The following is a 22,714-nucleotide window of genomic DNA, read 5'->3' as shown; positions in this document are numbered from 1 at the left end:
TAATCGAGGGATCTCCTGAATGTGGAACAGTGCCAGTATTTGGAGATCCTTCACTATGCTCAGGATGACGTGATACCCAAGGATGACGCTATACCCAAGGAACACGTCATCCCGAGTGAAAACGAGGGATCTCCTGAATGTGGAACCGTGCCAGTATTTGGAGATCCTTCACTATGCTCAGGATGACGTGATACCCAAGGATGACGCTATACCCAAGGAACACGTCATCCCGAGTGAAAACGAGGGATCTCCTGAATGTGGAACAGTGCCCGTATTTGGAGATCCTTCACTACGTTCAGGATGAGGAAATTATCGGAATTATTTAGAAAAATCCGAATTAACAGCTGAGCATAGGAGAATGCATCAAAAATACTTTGTTCTCTTTATAATGAATTGTTGCAACAGGAGTAAATTTGGAAAATAACTCAGGAGGTATCTGCCCTACATTAAGCGCATTGATCACCAGATAATTATCTAAATGATTGGAGAACAATTTACATAAATTATTAATGTCTCTTGTGGCGATTACGTTCCCGGAAGTATAAAATTGTGCTGAAAACCAAGTAAAAAAGTCCCAATAAACCAGTTTACTTCCTGGTGCAGGATGTTGCTTCAACCAGGCGGTAACTATAGGTTTTTGTGTTTTAGCAACAATCTCGGGTTTTACTTCAAAGACCAATGTCGCAACCAAAAAAATCAAGCCACAAACTAATGATAATTGCAAAATCCATTTACTATGATCCAAAGAATGATTCGAACGATTCCAAAGCTCTGTAAAAAATATCGCAAATGCAGGTAAAGAGGGGAATACATAAGGATAAATAATATTGCTGGCAAAGGTAAAAAATACAAGAGGCCCTATCATACATATGAATAGATAGCTCATCCATCCATCGTCATCACGAAAAAACGCAGGCAGGGTTTTACCATGCTTTAACAACCACTTGCCCCCAAGAATACTCCAGGGAAATACACCAGCAACCGCATACAGCCAAATCATACCTTTGGGCTCATCATGTGCCATACCGTATTTGTCACCGGTCCATCCAGGAGTTAAGAATCGATTTAAATGCTCACCAATAATAAAATAATTCAAAAACCCAGGGGTACGAATTTCAGCAAGAATATACCAGGGAAGCGCTATAGCCAGAAGAACTAGCGTACCTTTGAACCAGGGAAGCCTCTTCCATAAATTCACCCATTCATTACGTAATAAAACCCAGAAAAAAACAGGAATTCCAACCAGAACAATCGCTATTGGACCTTTTGCCAATAATCCTAGACCTAGCGCGATAAAAAACACATAGGACCAGATTTTGTTTTGATTCACCACGGCATGCCAGAAAGAAACGGTTGCCAAGGTCGTACAAAAGACCAGAGAAGGGTCGGTCATTACTACGCCAGCGTCCAGAAAAAAATATAAAGTTCCAGCAAGCACTAGAGTAGATACAGTTGCGACAACTGAGCCACTGTGTTTTTTCGCTAAATCCCATATGAGCCATAATACGCCGATGGAAAGCAATAATCCTGGCAACCGCGCAGCGAATTCATTAACACCGAATAATTTCATAGAAAAGGCGGAAAGCCATACAGATAAAGGAGGCTTAGCCCAGAAAGGGACTCCATAATCATGCTGCAAGGTCACCCAATCCCCAGTTTCAAGCATTTTTCGCGCTATTTCACCATAACGGGCTTCTGTAGAATCATTGAGAGGAATAAAGTAACTGGCTATAATGCGACATATCAGAAGAAAAACCAGCACAAAGATTGCGTTAGTAAAAAATTTCTGTCTGTACAAATCATCACTCTTAATATTCAAATTATACCTCAAATACGGTATCCAATAGATCATAGGATGGTGCGGACAAGCCCTGAACACTCTTCACTTTTTATGCATCATCCTCGCGAAGGAGAGGATTCATGCAACAATGTGGTATTGTGCTAATGTTTAGGATACCTCCCCGCATGAGCAAGGATGACAATCCTATAGATAGTGCAAATAAAGATTAATCCATGCGCATTTTTAAAAGCGAGGTTCTATCAGAGACGCGCTCAAAGAGATCCTTACTGAATAGAAAGGCTTTAAAAATCAATTAATCTCATGTGCCCTAAGAAACGCTTTAACTCAAACCACAAATCTTAGCAACACAAGGCGTTGTACGCATTTAAATCATGTTACGATCTAAAACTAAAAAGCTGAGTATATTACTCCTTAAATAATTTTGTTCAATATTATTTTGAATTGATACAGGAGTCATATATAAGTGATCCGATATAACATAATGATTTTTAAATATTTTTCTAGAGATTACAAATTGTATAATGAAAATACATGACGTAAAGAAAAGTTTAGTTTACACTGAGTCCTGTAAGTAGTTCTTACATTATCTTGTTTGGAATTTTGGAGAATAACATGACGTTAGTTTTAAAGGATTTTGATGAGTTAGAAAGACAATTTAATGATTGTGTCGCCTTCGTACTTAAGCGAGAAAAAAAAGACTCGATTGCAGCACTACCTTCCAGAAGAAGAGATGAACTTCAATTTTTAAGCACTATAATCCATGAACTGAAAACACAGATTACTAATGCAAAATCTGGTGAAAAACGTGCAGTGGCAACGCGATCTGTTGACGTACTTTATGCCGCTATGAATGTAATCATTGCAGATATCGATAGAAGCAAATCAGCATATGAGTCAAGTGGCAAAGTAAAAGAGCGTTTAAATATTGCGATGGGAATTTCAGTTGAACATCAACCAAGTCCCGATCAAGCTGCAAAATTCTATAAGTCGCTCAACCAATTTATGAAGCAGATTTATGTTGATGATGATTCACGTAAGGGATTTAAAAAAGATCATATACTTCAAAGCGTACCAATGGATAAATTAGTCAAATTTGCAAAAATTTGTTTCGAATTTGAACTATTGGCACAAAACGACATAAATAACAGTTTAGTAGTAGGAGAAAAAGCTAAATCTGATGGCGCTTGGTATAAACCGGGTAAAGAAGTCCCAGAATCTATTGTAGCTCCATTTAAAACTTTTGCTAATTTAAAAGATGAACTGCATAACTTAATTATCACAGAATCAGCAGATAAAAATGCAGCGGATATCGCTTCACTGGATGATAACAGAGCGGTTCAGCTCCAGTTCCTGAACTCTCTGTCAATCAGTCTGTCAGGCCCCAAAGCTTCCGGTATAAAAGAAACGGAAAAAACTGCGATCCTAGCTGGAGCGATGTACCTTGTTCGTGGACATATTGCCACGGAATATGGATATGAACCATTAAGCCATGTTGATATTAAGCCTTCGCTACTAAGAAATGGCTCTGTAGTTCATACTGAATTGACCACTATTCTTAAAGCTAAAGAAACCCCTGTGGAAGATATTGAAGTGTTGGTTACTGCTGCCAATCAGTACATTCGCCATATGACAGTTCAGAGCGTAGAATCCAAAGAATCTATTAAACCTGAACACATATTTTCCACCATCAAGAACTTTCTCTTGAATCCAATTCTTTCAATGGCACAATTAATCATTCGGTCTTGCCGTGATAAAGCAATTGATCATTGCGTTGTAGAACTGAATAAAGAAATTGAAGCATCCAAGCCTAAAGAAGCCAGTTCCTCCTCCTATGCTTCCAGTTTGTATAGCTGGTGGAAAAGGCCATCAAAAGTACAGGATGAAGAGGAAGATCTGGAAGAACAAAAAGCGGACACTGCCTCCTCTTCAACAGATATCACTCAACCAACGCTCTAATTTAATTTAACAGAATCATCTGATTCCTAAATTAAATTTCTTTAATTAAGCAGCAGTTATTAATCAAGCATTAATTGCTGCTTAATCATGTTAAATGATTATTTTTCTATATTATCACTTGGAATAAGCCATTTAGCTTAAATTTTGTTACAATAACCGTAATAAATTAACCCAACTACCATAAAGACAGCTAATTTCTAATGAAAATCAAATCAATTATCAATTCCATATTACTTTGCTTCATGCTTTTAACCATTGCATCGTCAATGTCTTTTGCTCACAAAAAAGAGATCGCCATTACAATTGATGATCTACCCTTTGTAGGCGAATACAGAAATTTTCATTTAAATATGATGATGAATACAATGAAAGTACAACAGATTCCTGCTACCGGTTTTATCATCGCTAAAGAAGTTCGCAATGATAATTGGGAAGTCTTGCAAAAATTTCGTGATTCAGGTTTTGGCCTGGGCAATCATACCTATTCTCATGCCAATTTGAATGTACTTAAAACCAAAGAATACATTAAAGAAATTAAGGAAGCAGACAAGATTCTGGCTCCCGTTCTGACTGAGCCTAAATATTTCAGATATCCTTATCTGGCGATGAGTTCAGGTAGCAAAAAAAATAAAGTACTCTGTTACCTTGCCAAAAAGCACTATCAGGTTGCACCCATCACCATAGACAGTAAAGATTTTGTCTTTAATCAACGTTTATTATCTGTACCCGAATTGAATAGACGCGATTATCTAAGTGAAATGAAGCCTTTTTACCTTGATTTTATCTGGCAGCAAACTGTAAAAGCGGAAGAACATACTGAATATCATCATAATCCGGATCAAGCGCAAATTCTGTTAATTCATGCCAATTTACTGAATGCCTATGTTTTGCCCGATATTATTAATTTATATAAAGAAAAGGGATATACCTTCGTCAATCTGGAAGATGCCCTTAAGACATTTAAGGAATCAGCACACTGTTCTAAAATCAACTTTAAACCCAGATTATTTGCCAAAAATAAAGTGAATACCCCTGCTGTTCCAGATACAGAGATTGAATCTTTTGTCGACTGGGATTGAGTGTTCCTAATCGTCTCCTCATTTTGTGTGAAATGAGAGCTCTTAATTAGTGTCGATAAAGTTTAATCAGTGTTAATTTTTAAAATGCGAGGTTCTCTAACTATTAATTAATTTCCCCTAATCCAACTTATCAAGCAAAAATCATGATACAATTGCACCAAAAATAGTCAAAGAATCTGGGCATCTAGAACAATAGCCCCAAATACCCTGCACATTTAAGGAAACAACATGAGTTTTTCATCATTGGGTTTAATAGAACCAATACTCAAAGCCGTAGAAGAATCCGGCTATACCCAACCTTCACCTATTCAGGCTCAAGCCATCCCTGCGGTATTGCGTGGAAGTGATGTCCTGGCTTCAGCACAAACAGGGACTGGCAAAACCGCCAGCTTTGTTTTGCCCATTCTACAAAAACTGAGTGATAAACCACGCGCTAAAAATAATCGTACCCGTGTATTAATAGTAACTCCAACTCGAGAACTGGCAGCACAAGTACATGAAAGCATCGTCCAATACGGACGCCATCTGACGCTTCGTTCCGCAGTAGTTTTTGGAGGAGTAAAAATAAACCCCCAAATGATGAAATTACGCTCTGGAGTTGAACTTCTGGTCGCAACCCCTGGACGATTGCTGGATTTGCATCAGCAAAGAGCAATTCAATTAGATGAAGTAGACACTCTGGTATTGGATGAAGCAGATCGCATGTTGGACATGGGCTTCATTCATGACATCAAACGAATTATTAAGCTGCTCCCAAGAAACAGACAAAACCTGATGTTTTCAGCAACGTTTTCTGAAGAAATACGCACCTTGGTTAAGGGAATACTGAATCAACCTGTTGAAATTGATGTTGCTCCACGCAATACAACTGTTGTCGCGATTAAACAAAGAATCCATCCTGTAGATAAAGGCCGTAAATCAGCGTTACTCAGCCATCTTATTCATACCAATAAATGGGGACAAACCCTGGTATTCGCACGTACCAAACACGGAGCGAATAAACTGGTTAAGCAACTGGCCGATGATAATATCTACGCCGCAGCCATACACGGCAATAAATCACAATCGCAACGTACAAAAGCTTTAGCAGACTTCAAATCAGGAGAACTGCATATCCTGGTAGCTACAGACATTGCTGCTCGTGGTATTGATATTGATCAATTGCCTTGTGTTGTTAACTTTGATCTCCCTCAAGTTGCGGAAGATTATGTTCACCGGATTGGCAGAACTGGGCGAGCAGGTGCATCAGGACTGGCCGTCTCACTGGTTAGCGCGGATGAAATCGGTCAATTGAACGCGATTGAAAAATTAATCAAACGCAAACTGGAACGAATTGAAATAGATGATTTTGAACCCACGCATAACCTGCCCACTACGTCTGCGCCTGTTCAACCCAAAAGAAATGTTCCTTTTAAAAAGAAATCTCCTCAATCGTCTAAAAATACAGAGCGGAAACCTTTCGCTAAACGATCTGGGAAATAATTTATAACCTGCTTTTAAGACACAGTGCAGGACGCACTGTCATTAAATTACACCTTGTTCCAAAGTACTCTTAATTCGTTCACGTCTCGAAGCCCAGTTTCCCAGGCTTCGAGACGAGGATATAGCCTCTCCTCAGCCCGAACGGCTCGAAGCAGAGTCCTCAATTTAATGACAGTACATCCATCCACCTTTCCACAATCCAGTCATCCCCTGTCGCAACTCCGTCATCCCGAGCAAAGCGAGGGATCTCCTTGATTTAGCACAATGCCATAAAGGGAGGATCCCTCGCTTTACTCGGGATGACGTATCAACTTAATAGCAATGTTCTAGTGATCTCCGTCACAATAATAGATCAATAAATAGACTATAATTAATAGAGCAGTAATTTCATGGTAAAAAAAGGAACATACTTTGGACAGGATGTTAGTTGGTTCACATACTATGGCAATAAAAAATGCAAATAATGTTGTATTATTTCGCGTTTGCGTTATTCCTTTGTCCATTCAAAATGAATTGCAGCCATTTAAAAAAAAATTCAGGACACCATTTAAGCAAACCAGAAGCAGATCCTGTCTTGCAGCATTTACCCTGATTGAACTTTTAGTGACCCTCTTGGTACTGTCCATCCTTTTAATGGTGGCAATACCGGCATTCAGAACTATGGTGTTAAACAATCGTCTCGCATCAAATACCGACTCATTGGTCAATGCGCTCAATTATGCACGCAGTACCGCATTAAATCAGGCAATGACCATAAAAGTGTGTCCCCTGGGTAGTCCTGGTTCGACTACCTGTGGCGCAGATTGGAGTGCAGGATGGATTATCGTTACACAACCTACTTCGGGAACAGCTGCCCTTCTTAAAAGTCAACAGAGTTCTAATACAGATCCAACCTTATCGGCTAATACCACAGAAGTGGTTTTTGACCGATATGGACTATCAACTACACAGAGTAATTTCACTTTATGTGACAACAGAGGCGGAACTTTTGCCCGTTCTGTTGAAGTTCTTGCAACAGGCTACGTACAAACCGGAACAACACCGGGACAAGCAGTCTGGAATAACGGTTCCCTAACCTGTCCTTGATGGAGATTTCATTATGTATGCTGGATTGAGGACAAATTCACGACAAAAAGGGATGACCTTATTGGAAGTCCTGGTTTCTGTTGTCATATTTGCAATTGGATTACTTGGAATAGCCAGTATGTTAATGCTATCCAATAAAGCCAATAACTCAAGCTATGCAAAACTCCAGGCAGTTCAATCTGTATACGACATTTTTGATAGAATTCGTGCTAATTCTCAAGCAGCAATCAATGGAAATTATAATATAAGTAATATTGGAACTAATGGTTTCCCAACATCAGTTTCTACTCCTTCGGTGATGTGTAATTCTGCAACGTGTACACCAACACAAATGGCCACTTATGATACATGGTATTGGTTAACGAAGGACGTTTCCAAATTACCCAATGGTAGCGGTTCAATCACTTCGGCACTTTCTGGTGTTGCAGGAAATACAGTGATTACAGTAACGGTGCAATGGGATGATAGCCAGGCACAAAATCAGTTAGGCGCAAGCAGTGCCGCAGCTGCTAATCCTAATTTTGTGCAATTAAGCATACAGAGCCAAATATGAAAACTTACTCAACACATCAAAATGGTTTTTCATTAATTGAGCTAATGGTAGCAAGCGTTGTTGGGCTCTTGTTGAGTTATGCGGTACTGGAAATTTATCTGGCACAAAGCCAACTTTATAAAGCATCGAACTCTCAGGATCTGGTTCAAAGTTCAGAAAATGCCATTACCAATTTAATTGCCCCTGTCATTCGATCAGCCGGTTTTACAGGTTGTGGTAACGTGACATCGGCTGTCTCGAATTTAAACGCCGGAGGTCCTTCTCCATTAGGCTCAATCAATAACAGCCCTGCGATGCTGACAGGCTATAATGGCAGTACCACAAGTTTTACCATTACCCAGGCAAACCCTGCCAACAGCAGTAATGCCAACAACTGGAGTCCAGCATTGGATGCATCTCTGGTAGGAAATGTTCAACAAGGTAATGATGTTCTGATTATCCTCGGTTCAGCGCCCAATACAGTCCCTTTAGGAGTAACAACCATAGATTCAGGAAGCAGTTCTCTGACGCTACAAAGTGTCAGTGGTACCACTCTATCCAGCGGACAATTCGGGGCTGTCTCTGATTGTATTAAATCAGTACTATTTAAAATTACAGGTGTTGCAGGAACAACAATTACTCATGATGCCGGTACTGGTGTTCTGGCAAATATATCAAGCAGCTTTCCAGTAAATTTTCAACCTGGCGCGCAATTCGTCCAAATGCAACAAACCGCTTTTTTTGTCGGGCAGGGACAGGGAGGACAAAGTGCCTTGATGCGTGCTCGATTAATTGGAAACAGCTGGACCATTGAACCTCTTGTGCCAGGCATCAACATAATGAAAGTACAATACGGAATTGGATCGAATGGCGTGGTAAACCGATACGTCACGGCGAATGCGGTAACAGACTGGACTCAAGTTTATTCTGTACGATTGGGTTTTTTAATAGAAGGAAAAATCGGATCAGGTACTTTGACTACCAACCAATATACGGTCCTGGACACAGTAGTAACAGTACCCGCTGACAATCGTCTTCGTCATGTATTTGAAATGACGATTAATTTGAGGAATGCCATATTATGAATACTCTATCCTCACTAACTCAATTAAAACAAAAAGGTTACATCCTGATTACTACTCTTGTGTTAATGAGCATGCTCACTATGATGGGTTTGACCCAATCATCACATAATACAACACAAACCCGTGTAGCAACCAATGCCACTGATTCAGAAATCAGTTTTGAAAAAACTGAAGGGGCTCTGAATGAAGCAGTGAACAAGATTCTCAACGCGACCTACACCACTCAAAATTTTCTTAATAATACCAATGGACTTTATTTATTTGACTCAAGCACAACACCGATTTGGAAAACCGTAAACTGGTCAAGCAGCTCCGCCGTAATAAATAGCTTCCAAGGTGGTTCAGGTACTCAATCCAGTTATATCATTGAACAACTTCCTTCCGTCATCCAACCCGGACAAAACATGAAATCGCCTACCCATGTTTATCGAATTACTGCACGTTCGGTTGGATCAAACGGAACCTCTTCCGTACTCATACAAAGTACGATACAACTTCAACAATAGGTTATTATCATGGACAGGCTAATAGACACGCTTCAATTCAGAAAGGGAAATTACAGAATAATTAAAATGGTCTCAGGGGCAATACTGACGTTACTGTTATGTGCCATAACTTCCTTATTTAATGCTGCTCATGCTGCGTCCACTTTAAACATTCCCAACATCCCAATAATCATGGCCAGTCCAATTCATCCCCAAGTATTTATTGCTATAGGAAATTCTGAATCCATGGATGGTAATTTAAGTGGCGCCATTATGACAGGCTCAGGTTCCCTCGCATCCAGTTTAAGCTCACTGAGCAGTTCAAGCTCACCACTGAAATACCTGGTACCTACAGGTTTTACACCTCCGATACAGGCAGCAGATGGTACTGGTCAAGCACCTTATACCGTTACGCAAAGTGGCGTTCTTGTTGACAACAGCCCCAGTCGATTAAATGTCGCTAAACAAGGTGTACAGGCTATTCTCGAGAATTACATACCGACTACAGATTTTGCTTTGGCAACATACAGTACTAGCAGTGTACAATCTTATAACACCTGGGTCTATTATATGTCTCAAGGCGACAATAATTTCAGCTTTACCAATACCCAGGTAGCTGGAAGTCGATACGTCATTAATCCTTGTTATAATTACGGCTCCGCATCATCAACTGTATCCAGCAATTGCAGCTCAATAGCCGGTTTTTATGGCGGAACCGTTGTCTCTTCGAGCCAATACATGAAAATAGGAGCCTCAAGTGACGATCCGGAGATCAGTGACGTCCTCTACTCCTCAGGCTCATTAGCCGGAGTGTTTCTAACTTATACAGGGCCTACCCCAGCCACTCCGTTTCCACCTAACTTTTCCTTAAGCAATTATAACTCAGGAAGCGTATTACTTAGCTACTCCAAGTCTTTACCTAATATTGGAAGCTTTGCTACTGGTCCTACAAATGCCGGATTTGTGCCTTACTCAAAACAGGTAATCTACGCCAGGCGAGGATTTGGTTACTATGGTAATCAATCAGCATCAACCGGTACTGTACTGGTCCAGATGACTTCAGCAGGTACCGTACCTACAACAACCACGGTCACTAATGCACTCAATGCTTTTTTACCGTATTTGAAACCTGAAACCAACTCTACATCAACAACTGAAATCAAAGCTTCTGCACTACAATCCCCTATTGCCGGATTGCTGTCCAAAGCCAATAGCTACCTTACTGCTCTTGGTACAACGAGTGGGAATGGCTGTCCGCAACAAAAATTCGTCATATTAATTTCTGATGGATTACCCACCATGGACCTCAGCGGAAAACGTTGGCCGCCATTAGGTAGTGCTGCGGCGGCTGGTTATGGCGTCACAGCAACTTTTAATGCCAATGGCTCCTTAAACACTACGAATAATCAGGCTCTGACTGATGCCATTAATACCATAAAAACATTGAAAAGCAATGGAATACTCACTTACGTAATCGGTTTGGGGGCAGGAGTCGATCCAACCATTAATCCATCAGCAGCTTCAACACTTACGGCTATGGCGGTTGCAGGGGGTACAGAGAATTACTATCCTGCAACAGATCCTAACACCCTTGTAGACAGCCTGAATACCATTATGGTGGCCATACAAAACGGAACCTTCACCACTTCAGCAGCTGCGGTCAGCTCTACTCATCTGAACGGTGAGACAGTAGAATATCAAGCCAACTTTGTATCCAGTGATCTGCCTTACCTGGATTGGACTGGAAATTTAGTTGCGATACAACTGGATCCTAGTACCGGTGCTCCTACTTCAACCATTAACTGGTCCGCTCAAACGCAGCTGGATAATTTAGTTGCAGGTACAGGATGGTCAAGCAGTCGTTTTGTCGCCACCTGGGATCCTGTGGCTTTAAGCGGAATCCCATTTCGCTGGGCAAGCCTTAATACCACTCAAAAAGCCCAACTCCAACCCTCCGATCTTTTAGGACAAAATCGATTAGATTATCTTCGTGGTAATACGGCTCTCGAAAAAAGAAATGGCGGTACCTTCAGAAATCGCTCTCACATATTGGGTGATATTGTTGACAGTCAGGTTATCTATGTTGGTGCTCCAGAATCTCCTTATTTAGATCCAAGCTATGTCACTTTCGCCAAGGCGAAAATCAACCGTCAACCCATGCTTTATGTAGGAGCAAATGATGGAATGTTGCATGCAATTAATGCGACCAATGGTGAGGAGCTCTTTTCATTTATACCCAATGCAGTATTTGCTAATCTGCAAAAACTGACTGCCCCGCTTTATAACCAGAGCCATCAATTCTATGTCAATGGTTCACCACAAAACGGTGATGTGCAATTTTCAGACAGCACGTGGCATACCATACTGGTTGGTGGTGAAAACGCTGGAGGTAATAGCATTTATGCATTGGATATTACTGATCCATTGGCTATCACTTCAGAAAATAATGTAGCCAATTCAGTACTTTGGGAATTTACCGATACGGATATGGGTTTAAGCTACAGTAGGCCACAAATTGGTCAGATAGGGACGTCAACGTCAACACCTCTCACTTTTGCGGTATTTTTTGGCAATGGGTACAACAGTACAATTAATTCATCAATACTCTATGCGGTCAATCCTCAAACCGGTGCCCTCATTAAAAAAATTGATCTTTGTGCTGCTGTATCGGGCGCCTGTAACTCGACGTTACCTCAGGGTTTATCATCTGTCGCTCTGGCACAGAAAGATGGATTACAAGGACAACCCACTACGGTGGTGTATGCCGGTGATCTCCAGGGAAATCTTTGGTCAGTGAATGTATCTGATTCTAATCCTGCCAATTGGACCGTTCGCCTATTATTTCAGGCACGCGACTCGAGCGGTACAGCTCAACCCATTACCACAGCTCCCATAGTCACTCTGAACCCCAATTATCCTAGAAAACAGGGTTTGTTCATTCTGTTTGGTACTGGACAATTAATCGCGTCCAGTGATCTGCTCAACACGCAAACTCAAACTGTCTATGGCGTATGGGATAAACCATTAACTACGGTTACTTACGCTCGTACTGATCTGCAACAGCAAACTCTGAGTCTGATTGCTCCAGGTACTTCCGGCTTATCCGCATCCATCCTTACGGTGACCGCCAATACAATTAACTGGAATAATAAACTGGGTTGGTTCGCGGATCTTGCTATTCCTGGTCAACGTATAATAACAAACCCGGAATTGATTAATGGAACATTCATTGCTACTTTAAATACACCTCCATTAACGGCCTGCGGAATTGGATTTTCCTCAATGTTATTGGAACTGAATTACCTTACAGGCGGATCCTTCCTCCGTGCGCAGATTGATATCAATGGCGATGGTGGTTTTAATGCTCAGGATCAATATAATGGATCATATCCTGTTGGTATTACCTTGTCGGACAGTTATGCAAATTCCCCAACAGTTTTAGGACCCAACCAGGACAACCACATCGTTATATTAATAACTCAATCGAATGGGGTGCAGACTTCAATTATCAACCCTAATAATACTCCAAGGAAAATCGGATGGTGGCAACTTCAATAAGGGATAAAAAATGAATAGGGATAATAGATTAATTAATAAAATCGTACGAGGTATGAAAGGATTTACTTTAATCGAACTCCTGATCGCGCTGGTTATCATTGGAATCCTGGTCGCATTTGCCTACCCTTCTTATTTACAGTTTATCCAAAAATCAAGGCGGGCAGATGCCCTGGCGATACTTACTCAGGATCAAATTATTTTGGAGCGATGTTATTCCCAAAATTTCTCTTATCTTGCTGCCTGCGGCGCAAAACCGACATTTCCTCAAACAACTCCTGAAGGCTTTTACAGTATAAACGTTTCAAACCTCACTGCTACAACGTATACCCTGACAGCAACGCCATTAGGCAGCCAGATACAAGATACAAAATGCGCCAGTATGAGTGTGAATCAAGCTAACGTGAAAACTGCTGTTGACTCAACGGCAACAGCTCAAACCGAATGTTGGAATCCGTAGCGCTGTTTCCATTGAGTTTTGACAGATAGCGCTATACAAAACGAGTTATTTGTGTACATCCGAGCCGCGCGTGTTAGCAAGCGGTATCCTGTTTCAATTTCCGCTCCCTGACGGTCACGGCTCGGTTCAACCAATTAAAACTCAATGGAAACGGCACTAGATGATCTAAATTGTTCTTTACTTCACTGCGTTACATCTATTACATTTACCCTCCAACGGAAAGTCCAACACTAAAATCAATGGAAATTTTTTGCTTTTTCATGGGTATACTCTATCTGTATACCTTTAATCATTTCTTACCTGCCATAACGCTGATACTGTTTTATATAACACCACGTTACCCCATTCCTGTCTTATTTTTTATGGGAATAACTCTTGCCTGGACTCATCAATGGATGACTGCGCCACATGGAATGCCTGATAATCCTGTACTACCTGATGCTGTGATCGTAGGAACCGTTGCGTCTATTCCAATTACCAGCTCTGATAAAACTAAATTCAATTTTAAAATTGAACGCTTGAATAATCGTCCAGCACAGGGCCTTATTCAATTATCCTGGTATCACAAAGCACCGACATTACATGCTGGTCAACTTTGGAGGTTATCAGTCAAATTAAAAAAGCCGCGAAATTACATGAATCCTGGGAGTTCCAATTACGTTAGAACTCTTTCTGCGCATCATATTTACTGGACTGGATATATTCGCTCAGGAGCTAATCAATTAATCAATGAGAACTCCACCATAAACTGGTTGCAGCTTCGTGAACGTCTGGGGACTGCCTTGACACAACGTGCTCCCGATGAAAGAACGGCTGGAATATTGGAAGCCCTTACTTTAAATGTAACGACACACATCAACCAGGAATATTGGGAACTGTTCAGACGAACTGGTACCACGCATTTATTTGGTATTTCAGGGGAACATATTGCCTTGATATCCGGATTGGTATTTTTAATTCTGCGCTGGTTGTGGTCTCGAAGCGTCCGCTGTTGTTTATTTGCTCCGGCCATCTCCATTGCCAGTATTGGTGGATTTGGAATAGCTCTCCTCTATTCATTTATGGCGGGTTTTGAACCACCAGTACAAAGAGCGTTGATCGGCTGTTTTTTTTATACCTTATACTGCCTTGGCATACAACGGTATACCATCTGGCAAGTATGGCGCTATGCTCTTTTTGGCGTATTATGTCTTGAACCGCATGCGGTATTTATGCAAGGATTTTACTTTTCTTTTCTCGCTGTTGCCTGCCTGCTGCTCACCCAGCAACGCTGGGGATTAAGGGGAGTTAAAGGTAATCTGGCATTACAATTAAGCTGTTTAATCGGTTTGATGCCTTTGACCCTGTATTGGTATTCCTATGGTTCAATAAATGGATTTATCGCGAATTTATTCGCAATTCCTCTGGTAGGGTTTCTTATCGTTCCATTAGCGTTAATGACGCTGGCAATCAGTTCTTTCAGTTGGTCCGTTCTATTAATGCATCCCCTGTCCTGGCTTGTATCGCTGCTGTTTAAAATTTTGATCTGGACCGAACATCTGGCAGGAATCAATATCCTCTGGTCACTGAATTCCATAATATCTGTACTTTCTTTAATGGCAGCTTTATTGGTATGGATGGTACTTCCAGTAAAACCCTTTAAATATCTGGCCATAATCTGGATCCTGTTTCCCTTCTTTCCCTATAAAGAAGTAATAAAACAGGGAGAGGCTTTAATTCGGGTTCTGGATGTTGGTCAGGGATTGGCTGTAACCATACAAACCCGAGATCATGTATTGCTTTATGATACTGGTGATCAATTTTTTCAGGGAAGTGACTTAGGTAAAATGGTTGTCCTTCCTTACTTTACGGATATTGGGATAAAAAAAATAGACAAAATAGTCATCAGTCATCCTGATAAAGATCATCGGGGAGGACTCAAATCAATTGAAGCTGAACTCAAAGTCGATCAATTGATTGTCAATGATCCCCAGTTCTATCATCGGGGCTTCAATTGCCATAATTATCCGGAATGGGAGTGGAATGGAGTGCGCTTTCGTTTTTTTTCTATTCCTATTCACTTCAATGATAAAAATAATAACTCCTGCATTTTACAGGTAAGCACCTCAAGCAGCAGCATTTTATTAGCGGGCGATATAGAAAAAACAGGAGAAGATTATCTGGTACGAACCTATGGCGATCAAATTGCCTCGGATGTTTTAATTGTTCCTCATCATGGCAGTAAAACCTCGTCCTCCTATCGATTTTTATTGGAAACAGCTCCTAAATATGCCATTGCTTCCTTAGGATTCGATAATCGCTTCCATTTTCCTCACAATAAAACATTGGAAAATATGAATACTTTGCTCATTCCCTTCTATAGGACAGATGAGTGCGGAATGGTGCAAATGGTGCTCCCAGCAACAGGTACACTAAAAAAACCATCGTGTTTTAGTGGAATTAATTAATAAACGTCCTTCATACGATTCAAAAAAAGAACAATCCTTGATAGAATCCCTCCCCTCTTTATATTTGATGAGCATCATGGCTAAATCACGTAACTCTATTCTCTTTCTTGGTCTTCTCTCAGCTTTTTCTTTGGTAACATTTGATTTATACCAACCATCGCTTCCTTACATTACCAGTTTATTTGAAACCACGCATAGCCTGAGCCAACTGACTTTAAGCGTTTATCTGTTTGTTTTTGGTGTGACGCATCTCTTTTGGGGACCTCTTATTGATCATTTTGGACGACGTGTTCTCCTCCCAGGAAGCCTGTTACTTGCTCTGATCGGCAGCGTACTCTGTGCCTTTGCCCCGAATATAACGGTTTTGATCTTGGGACGAGCCATTCAGGGTTTTGCTTTATGTTGTTCCAATTTAATCGCTTTTTCAACATCGCGGGACTTTGAGGATGAAGTTGAACGAGCAAAGGTACTTTCCTATATCTCCATGATAGTATCTGCTTCACCCATTTTTGCCCCAGTTTTGGGTTCTCTAATTTTTACGTGGTTTGGATGGCAATTTAATTTCATAGTTATGGCAGGAATGGCTTTGATTCTCTACATCCAATCGCGCAGGATATTGGTTGAATCACCGTTCTGGAGTCCGCCAGAAACCTCATTTAAAATTAACAATTTGCTCAACTCCTACAAGGCAATCTTACCCAAAATGTCCTTATGGTCTGCTTCGTTTATTATGATGTTCAGTTTTACGGCTGTTATGCTTACTGTTATTAATTCGTCCTATCTGATTATTGATGTTCTTGGATTTTCTCCTTTGGCTTTTGGCATTATCTTTATCTTTAATGGATTAAATATAATCATTGGAAATTATATAGGGATATGGTTACGAAAGCGCTTCAGCATGACATCAACCATTTTCATGGGAAACTGGTTAATTATTCTGGGTGGAATGGCCATGTTATTGAGTTCAGAACTTTATGGTTTTAGCCTCATCGCTTTATCTTTTGCTTTAATCTGTAATTTAGGGATCAGCGTAAGCGCTGCACCAACGATGTCTCTGGCACTCTCTGATTTTAAAGAGAATGCAGGAATGGCTACTGCCTTTATAAGCACTGTCCGTCTTTTTGGCTCCTCTATTCTATCCATGGCAGTAGGTTATTTATTAACAAAAAATCTCTATGCTCTACCAATAGGTTTAATCAGTTGCGGTGTTTGCGCTCTCTATTCTTCATGGCTGTTTAAACGTCAAATAACACCTTCCGATGACACGGAGGTGGGTGGTCTTCAGGCAAGCGCCTGATTCTATTGCCCGCTATGACCTGAGTTTAAAAATTCGATGCCTGAATTTCGGTCGCTCATTTTTATAAACTCGCTATAGTTACTATTAAGATTCATTATTATGAGATTTTAATTCTACCATGGTAACTGCAGCGATGAACAATGAGTACTATCAGGCTTTACTCGAAAGAAACAGTGAATACGAAGGAGTTTTTTATGTAGGGGTTAAAACTACTGGCATCTTTTGTCGCCCCACATGTCCTGCCAAAAAACCCAAATTGGAACATTGTGAATTTTTTCAGACCGCTCAGGATGCATTGCTCGCGTCTTATCGCCCCTGTAAACGTTGCCGTCCTCTATCCAACCCCAAACAGGTTTCCGAGTTAGTACAAAAATTGGTTGCCGCTGTTGAAGCCAATCCGGAAAAAAGGTGGAAAGACAGCGATTTTGATGCCATTTCGGTAGATGCGTCAACAGCGCGTAGACAATTTAAAAAACGATTTGGTATGACTTTTGTAGCCTATGCCAGGGCAAGACGCATGGGCATTGCCATGAAACACATTAGAGACGGGGATCAGGTCATCGAGGCTCAACTTAATGCAGGTTATGATTCAAGTAGTGGATTCAGAGATGCCTTTACTAAAATCATGGGCACCGCCCCAGGCAATTTTGCCAAACACCCGAACATTCTTAAATCATTCTGGTTGGATACTCCTCTTGGTCCAATGCTTGCTGTTGCTGATGATCAGTCTCTGTTTCTTCTGGAATTTGTTGATAGAAGAGGATTGGAACGTGAAGTAGAACGATTGAGAATTAAAACAAAAGCTGCGATTATTCCTGGAAAATCCGAACCCATAACTTCAATTGAACACGAACTTAAAAAGTATTTTTCTGGTCAGTTAAAACAGTTTCTAACGCCAATTCATCTTATTGGCAGCGACTTTCAAAAGAATGTTTGGCGGGAATTAACAGGCATCCCTTATGGTGAAACCAGAAGCTATTCACAACAGGCACAGCGACTCGGTAAACCCTCAGCATTCAGAGCTGTAGCCAATGCAAATGGCGCAAATCAACTTGCCATTATTGTACCGTGTCATAGAATCATCAATCTTAATGGTGAGCTAGGCGGTTATGGCGGGGGAATTAGCCGCAAAAAATGGTTAATCGAGCATGAAGAGCGAAATAAATAATGAGCTGGGAAAACACGTTAAAGAAAATATCGAGGGAAACGGCATTAAATGCGGCATTAAAATGGGTTGATTCTCCTGAAAATCTCCAATTGATTAATAATCAAATTAATTGTGTTTATCGATTTGAGGATCAGGGACAAGGGTATTACTTAAGGATGACGCATCACGAAATAAGATCATGGCATGAACTGGATTCAGCCATTGATTATCAACGTCATCTGTTTCAGGAAAATGCTCCGATTTGCCGGGTAATTGCATCGAAAAGCGATCAATTTATAGAACATGTCAAACAAAATGATCTTGCGTTCCTGACTCATGTCTGTCTGGAAGTTCCCGGAACCATTATCGATTTTAATGACCAGAACCAATCAAAATATACGGCATGGGGAAAAGCACTGGCTGAATTACACCGCGCAGCACAATCCTATCGTCCCTTAAACCGCAAATTTTTATCCTGGAAGGATCTGTGGCGAGAAACTGAAACTTATCTGCACAATGAAGATAGGGAATTGCTGCAGTTATATCAGCGTATTGATGCACAATTTAATCAGATGAGTTCTACAGAACATAATTTTGGTTTAACTCACGGCGATCATCGCCCTGGAAATGTACTGTATGATGGAAAGCAAGTGCATCTTATTGATTTTGACGAACCCGTTTATCATTGGTTTATGGCCGATATCGCCAAACCGTTTTTAGATTTGTGCCAAAAACCATTTCAGGAATGGCAGCACCTGTTTCATTGGTATCTTGAGGGTTACCGCAGTATTTTACCAATTGATGATCGCGACTTACACCATATCAATGGATTTATCCAAATGAAAAGTCTGGATATTTATCTCTGGTGTAAAAACAACTGGTTTGAACCGACTGCTCCAGGGGGTAAACCTAGAGAATTGTGGTTAAAGGAACTCAAACACATGGCGTTGACTCCCCTGTTTAAATTGAACTAATGAATCCCTCGTCACCCTCCGCATCCCATCCTCGTCACCCTCCGCATCCCATCCTCGTCACCCTCCGCATCCCATCCACGTCACCCTCCGCATCCCATCTACGTCACCCTCCGCATCCCATCTACGTCACCCTCCGCATCCCATCCCCGTCACCCTCCGCGAAGGCGGAGGGTCCATTCTTTATCATTGTGTTTGTGATTCACATAACCGCATTATTCGTGTGTACCCAGACTCTTTTAATGAGATTCAATGTACTGATATGAATATTTTTTATAGTGTTTCTGTATCGGACTTACCATACATTGACCCTCCTGTGTAGCCTGTATTAGACGAAGTCGTAATACAGGATGGATTCCATCCGAATTATTTCAGCTGTTTTCTCCATAATTCCACTCTTAAAAATAATGGATTGCACCATTCACAAATGAGGCGAATCCCCAGGATTTTATATGTCATCATGCTATTCCGTATTGTAATGGATCGAATCAAACCGAATTTGCCAAAAGTTTATGGTTCCGCGTTTGTAATTGAATAATAGAAGGGTGATATTGGGTGAGGTTGATCCTGTATTACGACTTCGTCTAATACAGGCTACGATTGGTATCAAAAAGTAGGAATGTGTAGCCTGTATTAGACGTTTATTATTGAGCAGAGGGTTCATTTATTTGTCAAATGATGTAGAATATATTTTATTATTTATTGCAGGCTTCACTTTGGACCTTAACGAAAAATCCGATCCAAAAAAAAATACTTATAGCCAGAATGCAGCTATATTTTTAGCAACTTCATTGGCTGCTTACGCATTGTTGAAAAAAGGAAATTATAAAGCCGCATTCGTTCTTTATTCCAGAACCGGTGGCGGCGGAGTCAACTTTTATAAAAAAAAACCTGATGGCAAGCTGCATCGATTGTTTGCCTTTGACTACCATCCGATTAAAGATCCTAAAAGCCAACAAAATCAATGGCGTTTCCATTATCACCGAGGAAATAACTCTAATCAGATGAGTAAACACCGTCCTTATCAAGGGGGTTGGTAGATTGTTAAATTGAATGAAGCGGTGCTCATTATATGATTTATCAATAGTGGTTATTACAAACAATTTGTTCTTTTTTTGGTCATATGGAGTTACAATTGTTCCTGTACATTAATTATAGGAGTAACTCAAATGGCAACAGTTTATGAAGTTTTAGGTCTTGAACCCACTGCAGATTTTAATCTATTAAAAAAAGCATACCGCGAAAAAGCGCGTATATCACATCCTGACCGTGGAGGAGATGCAGAGGAATTTAAAGTAGTCGCTAAGGTATGGGAATTACTCGATACTGAAGCGAAAGCTCAATTATATTTTGACCAATTTAGCGCTCAGGCAATTAAGCCGGATTGGACGTCATCACATGCTAACTATCAGCCTGGATCAAGTTCATATAGAACACCATCCCCAACTCGATCTTCACCCACATCTTCATCATTCTTTAAACCGGACATCATTCCTCAAAATCCAACAGTTTCCAGACCAAGTCAATATTTTAGTACATTTGATTTGTATACCGGTGGATTTGCTGGTTTTTTTAAACAGGTCAATGATAATCTTATGGCCTATCTAGAAAGTACCGCTTCTCTTATCTCTTCAACTGATCCTTTAGATAAAAAGTTAGGCTTCGAAATTGAAAAGCTTCAAGGTGATATTTGGCCAGGAGCTCACCCTGACAGAGTAATATCTGCATTTAAGGGAATATTAAATTTAATGGTTAATAATGCTGATCTACATTCTGCAACAGATAACAAAAAATATTTTTGTTTAAATCAATTGGCCGAATTTGTAGGGAAACCTGTAACATTGGAAGCATATCACACGGTTCTCGCTGAATATGCGCGTGCCTATGTAACAGTTGACTCAGTTGCTTTATTAATGGCAATGGAGCGTCAACCAGAACCAAGCAGCTCTGTTCCACTATTAGACTAATCTATAGAACACCCTTCATTCTAATGGGGGGTGTATTTTTACTCTATTCCCTTTTGATATACACTTCGCTTGCAACCTGAGAGCTGATTTTTTATTAATAGTTCGTTATTATGCTTGCTTATCAGGTTTGAATATCATTATTGCCAACAGGTTCCTTCTCGATGTTCACTTATCAATACCATCAGCCAGAAGAATATCGTTGTAGTCTCGATTCAATTCAGTTGGCATCATTTGTTGCGGAACAATTACGGGATCGGCAAGATCTTAACTCGTTGCGCGTATTGGATCTGTGTGCCGGTTCTGGTGTGATTGGTATGGAGCTTACCTGGCATCTTCGTGAACTTAGGTATATTGATTTTATGGATGTTCAGGCTATTTATACGGATTATTTTCATAAAAATGTCGCTTTGATTAACCGGCCTGAGTTGCAATTAAACTGGCATTTGGCCAATTACGATCTCTTGCTTGAAGAACAATGGGCGGAACAATTTGATTTGATTGTAAGTAATCCCCCTTATTTTCACCAAGGGCATGGAGTACTTTCGCCTTCTGAATTTAAAAATCGCTGTCGGTTTTTTTTAGACAGCACCTTTGCACATTTTATAAATGCCTTGGCCAATTCATTGACCTACGGAGGCGAGGCTTATTTTTTACTGAGGCCATTAAAACAACATGGCTATGATTTGCTTGCTGATATTCACAATTTATTGCGGGAAACAACAATGGTCATCAATACAATAACCAATATCCGCGGCACTGACGTGATTTTCTTGAAAAAGATGCAGCCACAATGACGTGTTCTCTTTACCCCGTGAAAAAGTACTCGTCACATCACCTTGGTTTCATCTATAAATTGGTTCAATACCGTCTCCCAACTGATGAGACTAAATACTTATGAATCAAGATCTTGCTTTGTGGATATTGAACTGACTTATTCACACTGCATAGGAGCAAAGATGAGATTGCGATACAAGAAAGGATTAACTGAACGTATTTCGAAGTATTGACTTTTATTTTGTTTACATTTCGGTGCTTGCGTTCAACCCCAGTTTCATTAACATCAATTCATGATTAGAAAAATCACCAATGATGTATCTTTTAGGGGTAGGAAGTAATTTAACAATCGTTGGTATCGCTATAATGTCATCAGATTGGGCGCGTTCAGGGTAAATCAGTAGGTCAATGATTTCAATCGTGTATTGTGCAGGAAGATACTGATCACAGAAATTTTTTAAATTGGTGAACGTTAACATACAATGTGGCGTTTTTCCTGCAATGTAAAGGATCAATCGCCAGTTTTTATACGGAACTATAGATGGCTTTTCTTTTGAGGACATTGATATTTTTGTTATTTTCTTGTTCAT

Annotated in this window: 19 protein-coding genes; 17 read left to right on the top strand and 2 right to left on the bottom strand. The window is 40.4% G+C overall.

Annotation, left to right across the window (positions count from 1 at the left end):
• Positions 1-139: 139 nt before the first annotated feature.
• Positions 140-304: a hypothetical protein gene (locus IZU94_RS10660; protein ID WP_203110482.1), complete on the top strand. Its 165-nt coding sequence runs from the start codon at positions 140-142 to the stop codon at positions 302-304.
• 33 nt (positions 305-337) lie between these two features.
• Here IZU94_RS10660 and IZU94_RS10655 read toward each other — a convergent pair whose 3' ends face one another.
• Positions 338-1,819, bottom strand: coding sequence for an ArnT family glycosyltransferase (locus IZU94_RS10655; protein ID WP_203110480.1), 1,482 nt, complete (start codon positions 1,817-1,819; stop codon positions 338-340).
• A 594-nt stretch (positions 1,820-2,413) separates the two neighbouring features.
• Between IZU94_RS10655 and IZU94_RS10650 the strand changes: the two genes are divergently transcribed.
• From IZU94_RS10650 to IZU94_RS10575, 16 genes are all read left to right on the top strand, one after another.
• Complete coding sequence (locus IZU94_RS10650) at positions 2,414-3,757, top strand: hypothetical protein (protein ID WP_203110477.1); 1,344 nt, start codon at positions 2,414-2,416, stop codon at positions 3,755-3,757.
• Positions 3,758-3,999: 242 nt separating this feature from the next.
• Complete coding sequence (locus IZU94_RS10645) at positions 4,000-4,836, top strand: polysaccharide deacetylase family protein (RefSeq protein WP_439649229.1); 837 nt, start codon at positions 4,000-4,002, stop codon at positions 4,834-4,836.
• Between the two features lie 228 nt (positions 4,837-5,064).
• The gene (locus IZU94_RS10640; protein WP_203110473.1) at positions 5,065-6,318 is read left to right on the top strand and encodes a DEAD/DEAH box helicase; all 1,254 of its coding nucleotides are present in this window, start codon (positions 5,065-5,067) and stop codon (positions 6,316-6,318) included.
• Positions 6,319-6,738: 420 nt separating this feature from the next.
• Positions 6,739-7,404 carry a GspH/FimT family pseudopilin gene (locus IZU94_RS10635; protein WP_203110500.1) on the top strand — a complete coding sequence of 222 codons (666 nt, stop codon included), beginning with the start codon at positions 6,739-6,741 and terminating at the stop codon, positions 7,402-7,404.
• Between the two features lie 13 nt (positions 7,405-7,417).
• Positions 7,418-7,957, top strand: coding sequence for a type IV pilus modification protein PilV (gene pilV, locus IZU94_RS10630; protein ID WP_203110471.1), 540 nt, complete (start codon positions 7,418-7,420; stop codon positions 7,955-7,957).
• Positions 7,954-9,021 carry a PilW family protein gene (locus IZU94_RS10625; protein WP_203110469.1) on the top strand — a complete coding sequence of 356 codons (1,068 nt, stop codon included), beginning with the start codon at positions 7,954-7,956 and terminating at the stop codon, positions 9,019-9,021. The genes pilV and IZU94_RS10625 overlap by 4 nt, the downstream gene beginning before the upstream one ends.
• Entirely contained in the window at positions 9,018-9,527 is a 510-nt protein-coding gene (locus IZU94_RS10620) for a pilus assembly PilX family protein (protein ID WP_203110467.1), read from the top strand. The genes IZU94_RS10625 and IZU94_RS10620 overlap by 4 nt, the downstream gene beginning before the upstream one ends.
• A gap of 9 nt (positions 9,528-9,536) precedes the next feature.
• A complete protein-coding gene (locus IZU94_RS10615; RefSeq protein WP_238400416.1) occupies positions 9,537-13,064 on the top strand; it encodes a pilus assembly protein in 3,528 nt (1,175 codons plus the stop codon).
• Between the two features lie 10 nt (positions 13,065-13,074).
• Positions 13,075-13,521 carry a type IV pilin protein gene (locus IZU94_RS10610; RefSeq protein WP_203110465.1) on the top strand — a complete coding sequence of 149 codons (447 nt, stop codon included), beginning with the start codon at positions 13,075-13,077 and terminating at the stop codon, positions 13,519-13,521.
• A 239-nt stretch (positions 13,522-13,760) separates the two neighbouring features.
• A complete protein-coding gene (locus IZU94_RS10605) occupies positions 13,761-15,968 on the top strand; it encodes a DNA internalization-related competence protein ComEC/Rec2 (protein WP_203110463.1) in 2,208 nt (735 codons plus the stop codon).
• 76 nt (positions 15,969-16,044) lie between these two features.
• The gene (locus IZU94_RS10600; protein WP_203110461.1) at positions 16,045-17,265 is read left to right on the top strand and encodes an MFS transporter; all 1,221 of its coding nucleotides are present in this window, start codon (positions 16,045-16,047) and stop codon (positions 17,263-17,265) included.
• 133 nt (positions 17,266-17,398) lie between these two features.
• Positions 17,399-18,433: a bifunctional transcriptional activator/DNA repair enzyme AdaA gene (locus IZU94_RS10595; protein WP_439649228.1), complete on the top strand. Its 1,035-nt coding sequence runs from the start codon at positions 17,399-17,401 to the stop codon at positions 18,431-18,433.
• Positions 18,433-19,386, top strand: a complete 954-nt coding sequence (locus IZU94_RS10590) for a phosphotransferase enzyme family protein (protein WP_203110457.1) — start codon at positions 18,433-18,435, stop codon at positions 19,384-19,386. Before IZU94_RS10595 ends, IZU94_RS10590 begins: the two co-directional genes overlap by 1 nt.
• A gap of 665 nt (positions 19,387-20,051) precedes the next feature.
• Positions 20,052-20,423, top strand: coding sequence for a hypothetical protein (locus tag IZU94_RS10585; protein WP_203110455.1), 372 nt, complete (start codon positions 20,052-20,054; stop codon positions 20,421-20,423).
• 129 nt (positions 20,424-20,552) lie between these two features.
• Entirely contained in the window at positions 20,553-21,350 is a 798-nt protein-coding gene (locus tag IZU94_RS10580; RefSeq protein ID WP_203110453.1) for a J domain-containing protein, read from the top strand.
• A gap of 161 nt (positions 21,351-21,511) precedes the next feature.
• Positions 21,512-22,144, top strand: a complete 633-nt coding sequence (locus tag IZU94_RS10575; protein WP_203110451.1) for a methyltransferase — start codon at positions 21,512-21,514, stop codon at positions 22,142-22,144.
• Between the two features lie 225 nt (positions 22,145-22,369).
• On the opposite strand, the gene IZU94_RS10570 is transcribed toward IZU94_RS10575, so the two are convergent.
• A complete protein-coding gene (locus IZU94_RS10570; RefSeq protein WP_203110449.1) occupies positions 22,370-22,714 on the bottom strand; it encodes a circadian clock KaiB family protein in 345 nt (114 codons plus the stop codon).

The organism is Legionella bononiensis (assembly GCF_016786215.1).
Classification (GTDB): domain Bacteria; phylum Pseudomonadota; class Gammaproteobacteria; order Legionellales; family Legionellaceae; genus Legionella; species Legionella bononiensis.
Note: the sequence above shows the minus strand (reverse complement) of the source record. Positions and strands in the feature narration are given on the sequence as shown.

What these genes read in the sequence shown, in the direction of transcription:
- IZU94_RS10650 (WP_203110477.1), top strand. Translation starts at nt 2,414, where the DNA reads ATGACGTTAGTTTTAAAGGATTTTGATGAGTTAGAAAGACAATTTAAT.
- IZU94_RS10645 (WP_439649229.1), top strand. Translation starts at nt 4,000, where the DNA reads ATGCTTTTAACCATTGCATCGTCAATGTCTTTTGCTCACAAAAAAGAG.
- IZU94_RS10640 (WP_203110473.1), top strand. Translation starts at nt 5,065, where the DNA reads ATGAGTTTTTCATCATTGGGTTTAATAGAACCAATACTCAAAGCCGTA.
- IZU94_RS10635 (WP_203110500.1), top strand. Translation starts at nt 6,739, where the DNA reads ATGTTAGTTGGTTCACATACTATGGCAATAAAAAATGCAAATAATGTT.
- pilV (WP_203110471.1), top strand. Translation starts at nt 7,418, where the DNA reads ATGTATGCTGGATTGAGGACAAATTCACGACAAAAAGGGATGACCTTA.
- IZU94_RS10625 (WP_203110469.1), top strand. Translation starts at nt 7,954, where the DNA reads ATGAAAACTTACTCAACACATCAAAATGGTTTTTCATTAATTGAGCTA.
- IZU94_RS10620 (WP_203110467.1), top strand. Translation starts at nt 9,018, where the DNA reads ATGAATACTCTATCCTCACTAACTCAATTAAAACAAAAAGGTTACATC.
- IZU94_RS10615 (WP_238400416.1), top strand. Translation starts at nt 9,537, where the DNA reads ATGGACAGGCTAATAGACACGCTTCAATTCAGAAAGGGAAATTACAGA.
- IZU94_RS10610 (WP_203110465.1), top strand. Translation starts at nt 13,075, where the DNA reads ATGAATAGGGATAATAGATTAATTAATAAAATCGTACGAGGTATGAAA.
- IZU94_RS10605 (WP_203110463.1), top strand. Translation starts at nt 13,761, where the DNA reads ATGGAAATTTTTTGCTTTTTCATGGGTATACTCTATCTGTATACCTTT.
- IZU94_RS10600 (WP_203110461.1), top strand. Translation starts at nt 16,045, where the DNA reads ATGGCTAAATCACGTAACTCTATTCTCTTTCTTGGTCTTCTCTCAGCT.
- IZU94_RS10595 (WP_439649228.1), top strand. Translation starts at nt 17,399, where the DNA reads ATGAACAATGAGTACTATCAGGCTTTACTCGAAAGAAACAGTGAATAC.
- IZU94_RS10590 (WP_203110457.1), top strand. Translation starts at nt 18,433, where the DNA reads ATGAGCTGGGAAAACACGTTAAAGAAAATATCGAGGGAAACGGCATTA.
- IZU94_RS10580 (WP_203110453.1), top strand. Translation starts at nt 20,553, where the DNA reads ATGGCAACAGTTTATGAAGTTTTAGGTCTTGAACCCACTGCAGATTTT.
- IZU94_RS10575 (WP_203110451.1), top strand. Translation starts at nt 21,512, where the DNA reads ATGTTCACTTATCAATACCATCAGCCAGAAGAATATCGTTGTAGTCTC.
- IZU94_RS10570 (WP_203110449.1), bottom strand. Translation starts at nt 22,714, where the DNA reads ATGAACAAGAAAATAACAAAAATATCAATGTCCTCAAAAGAAAAGCCA.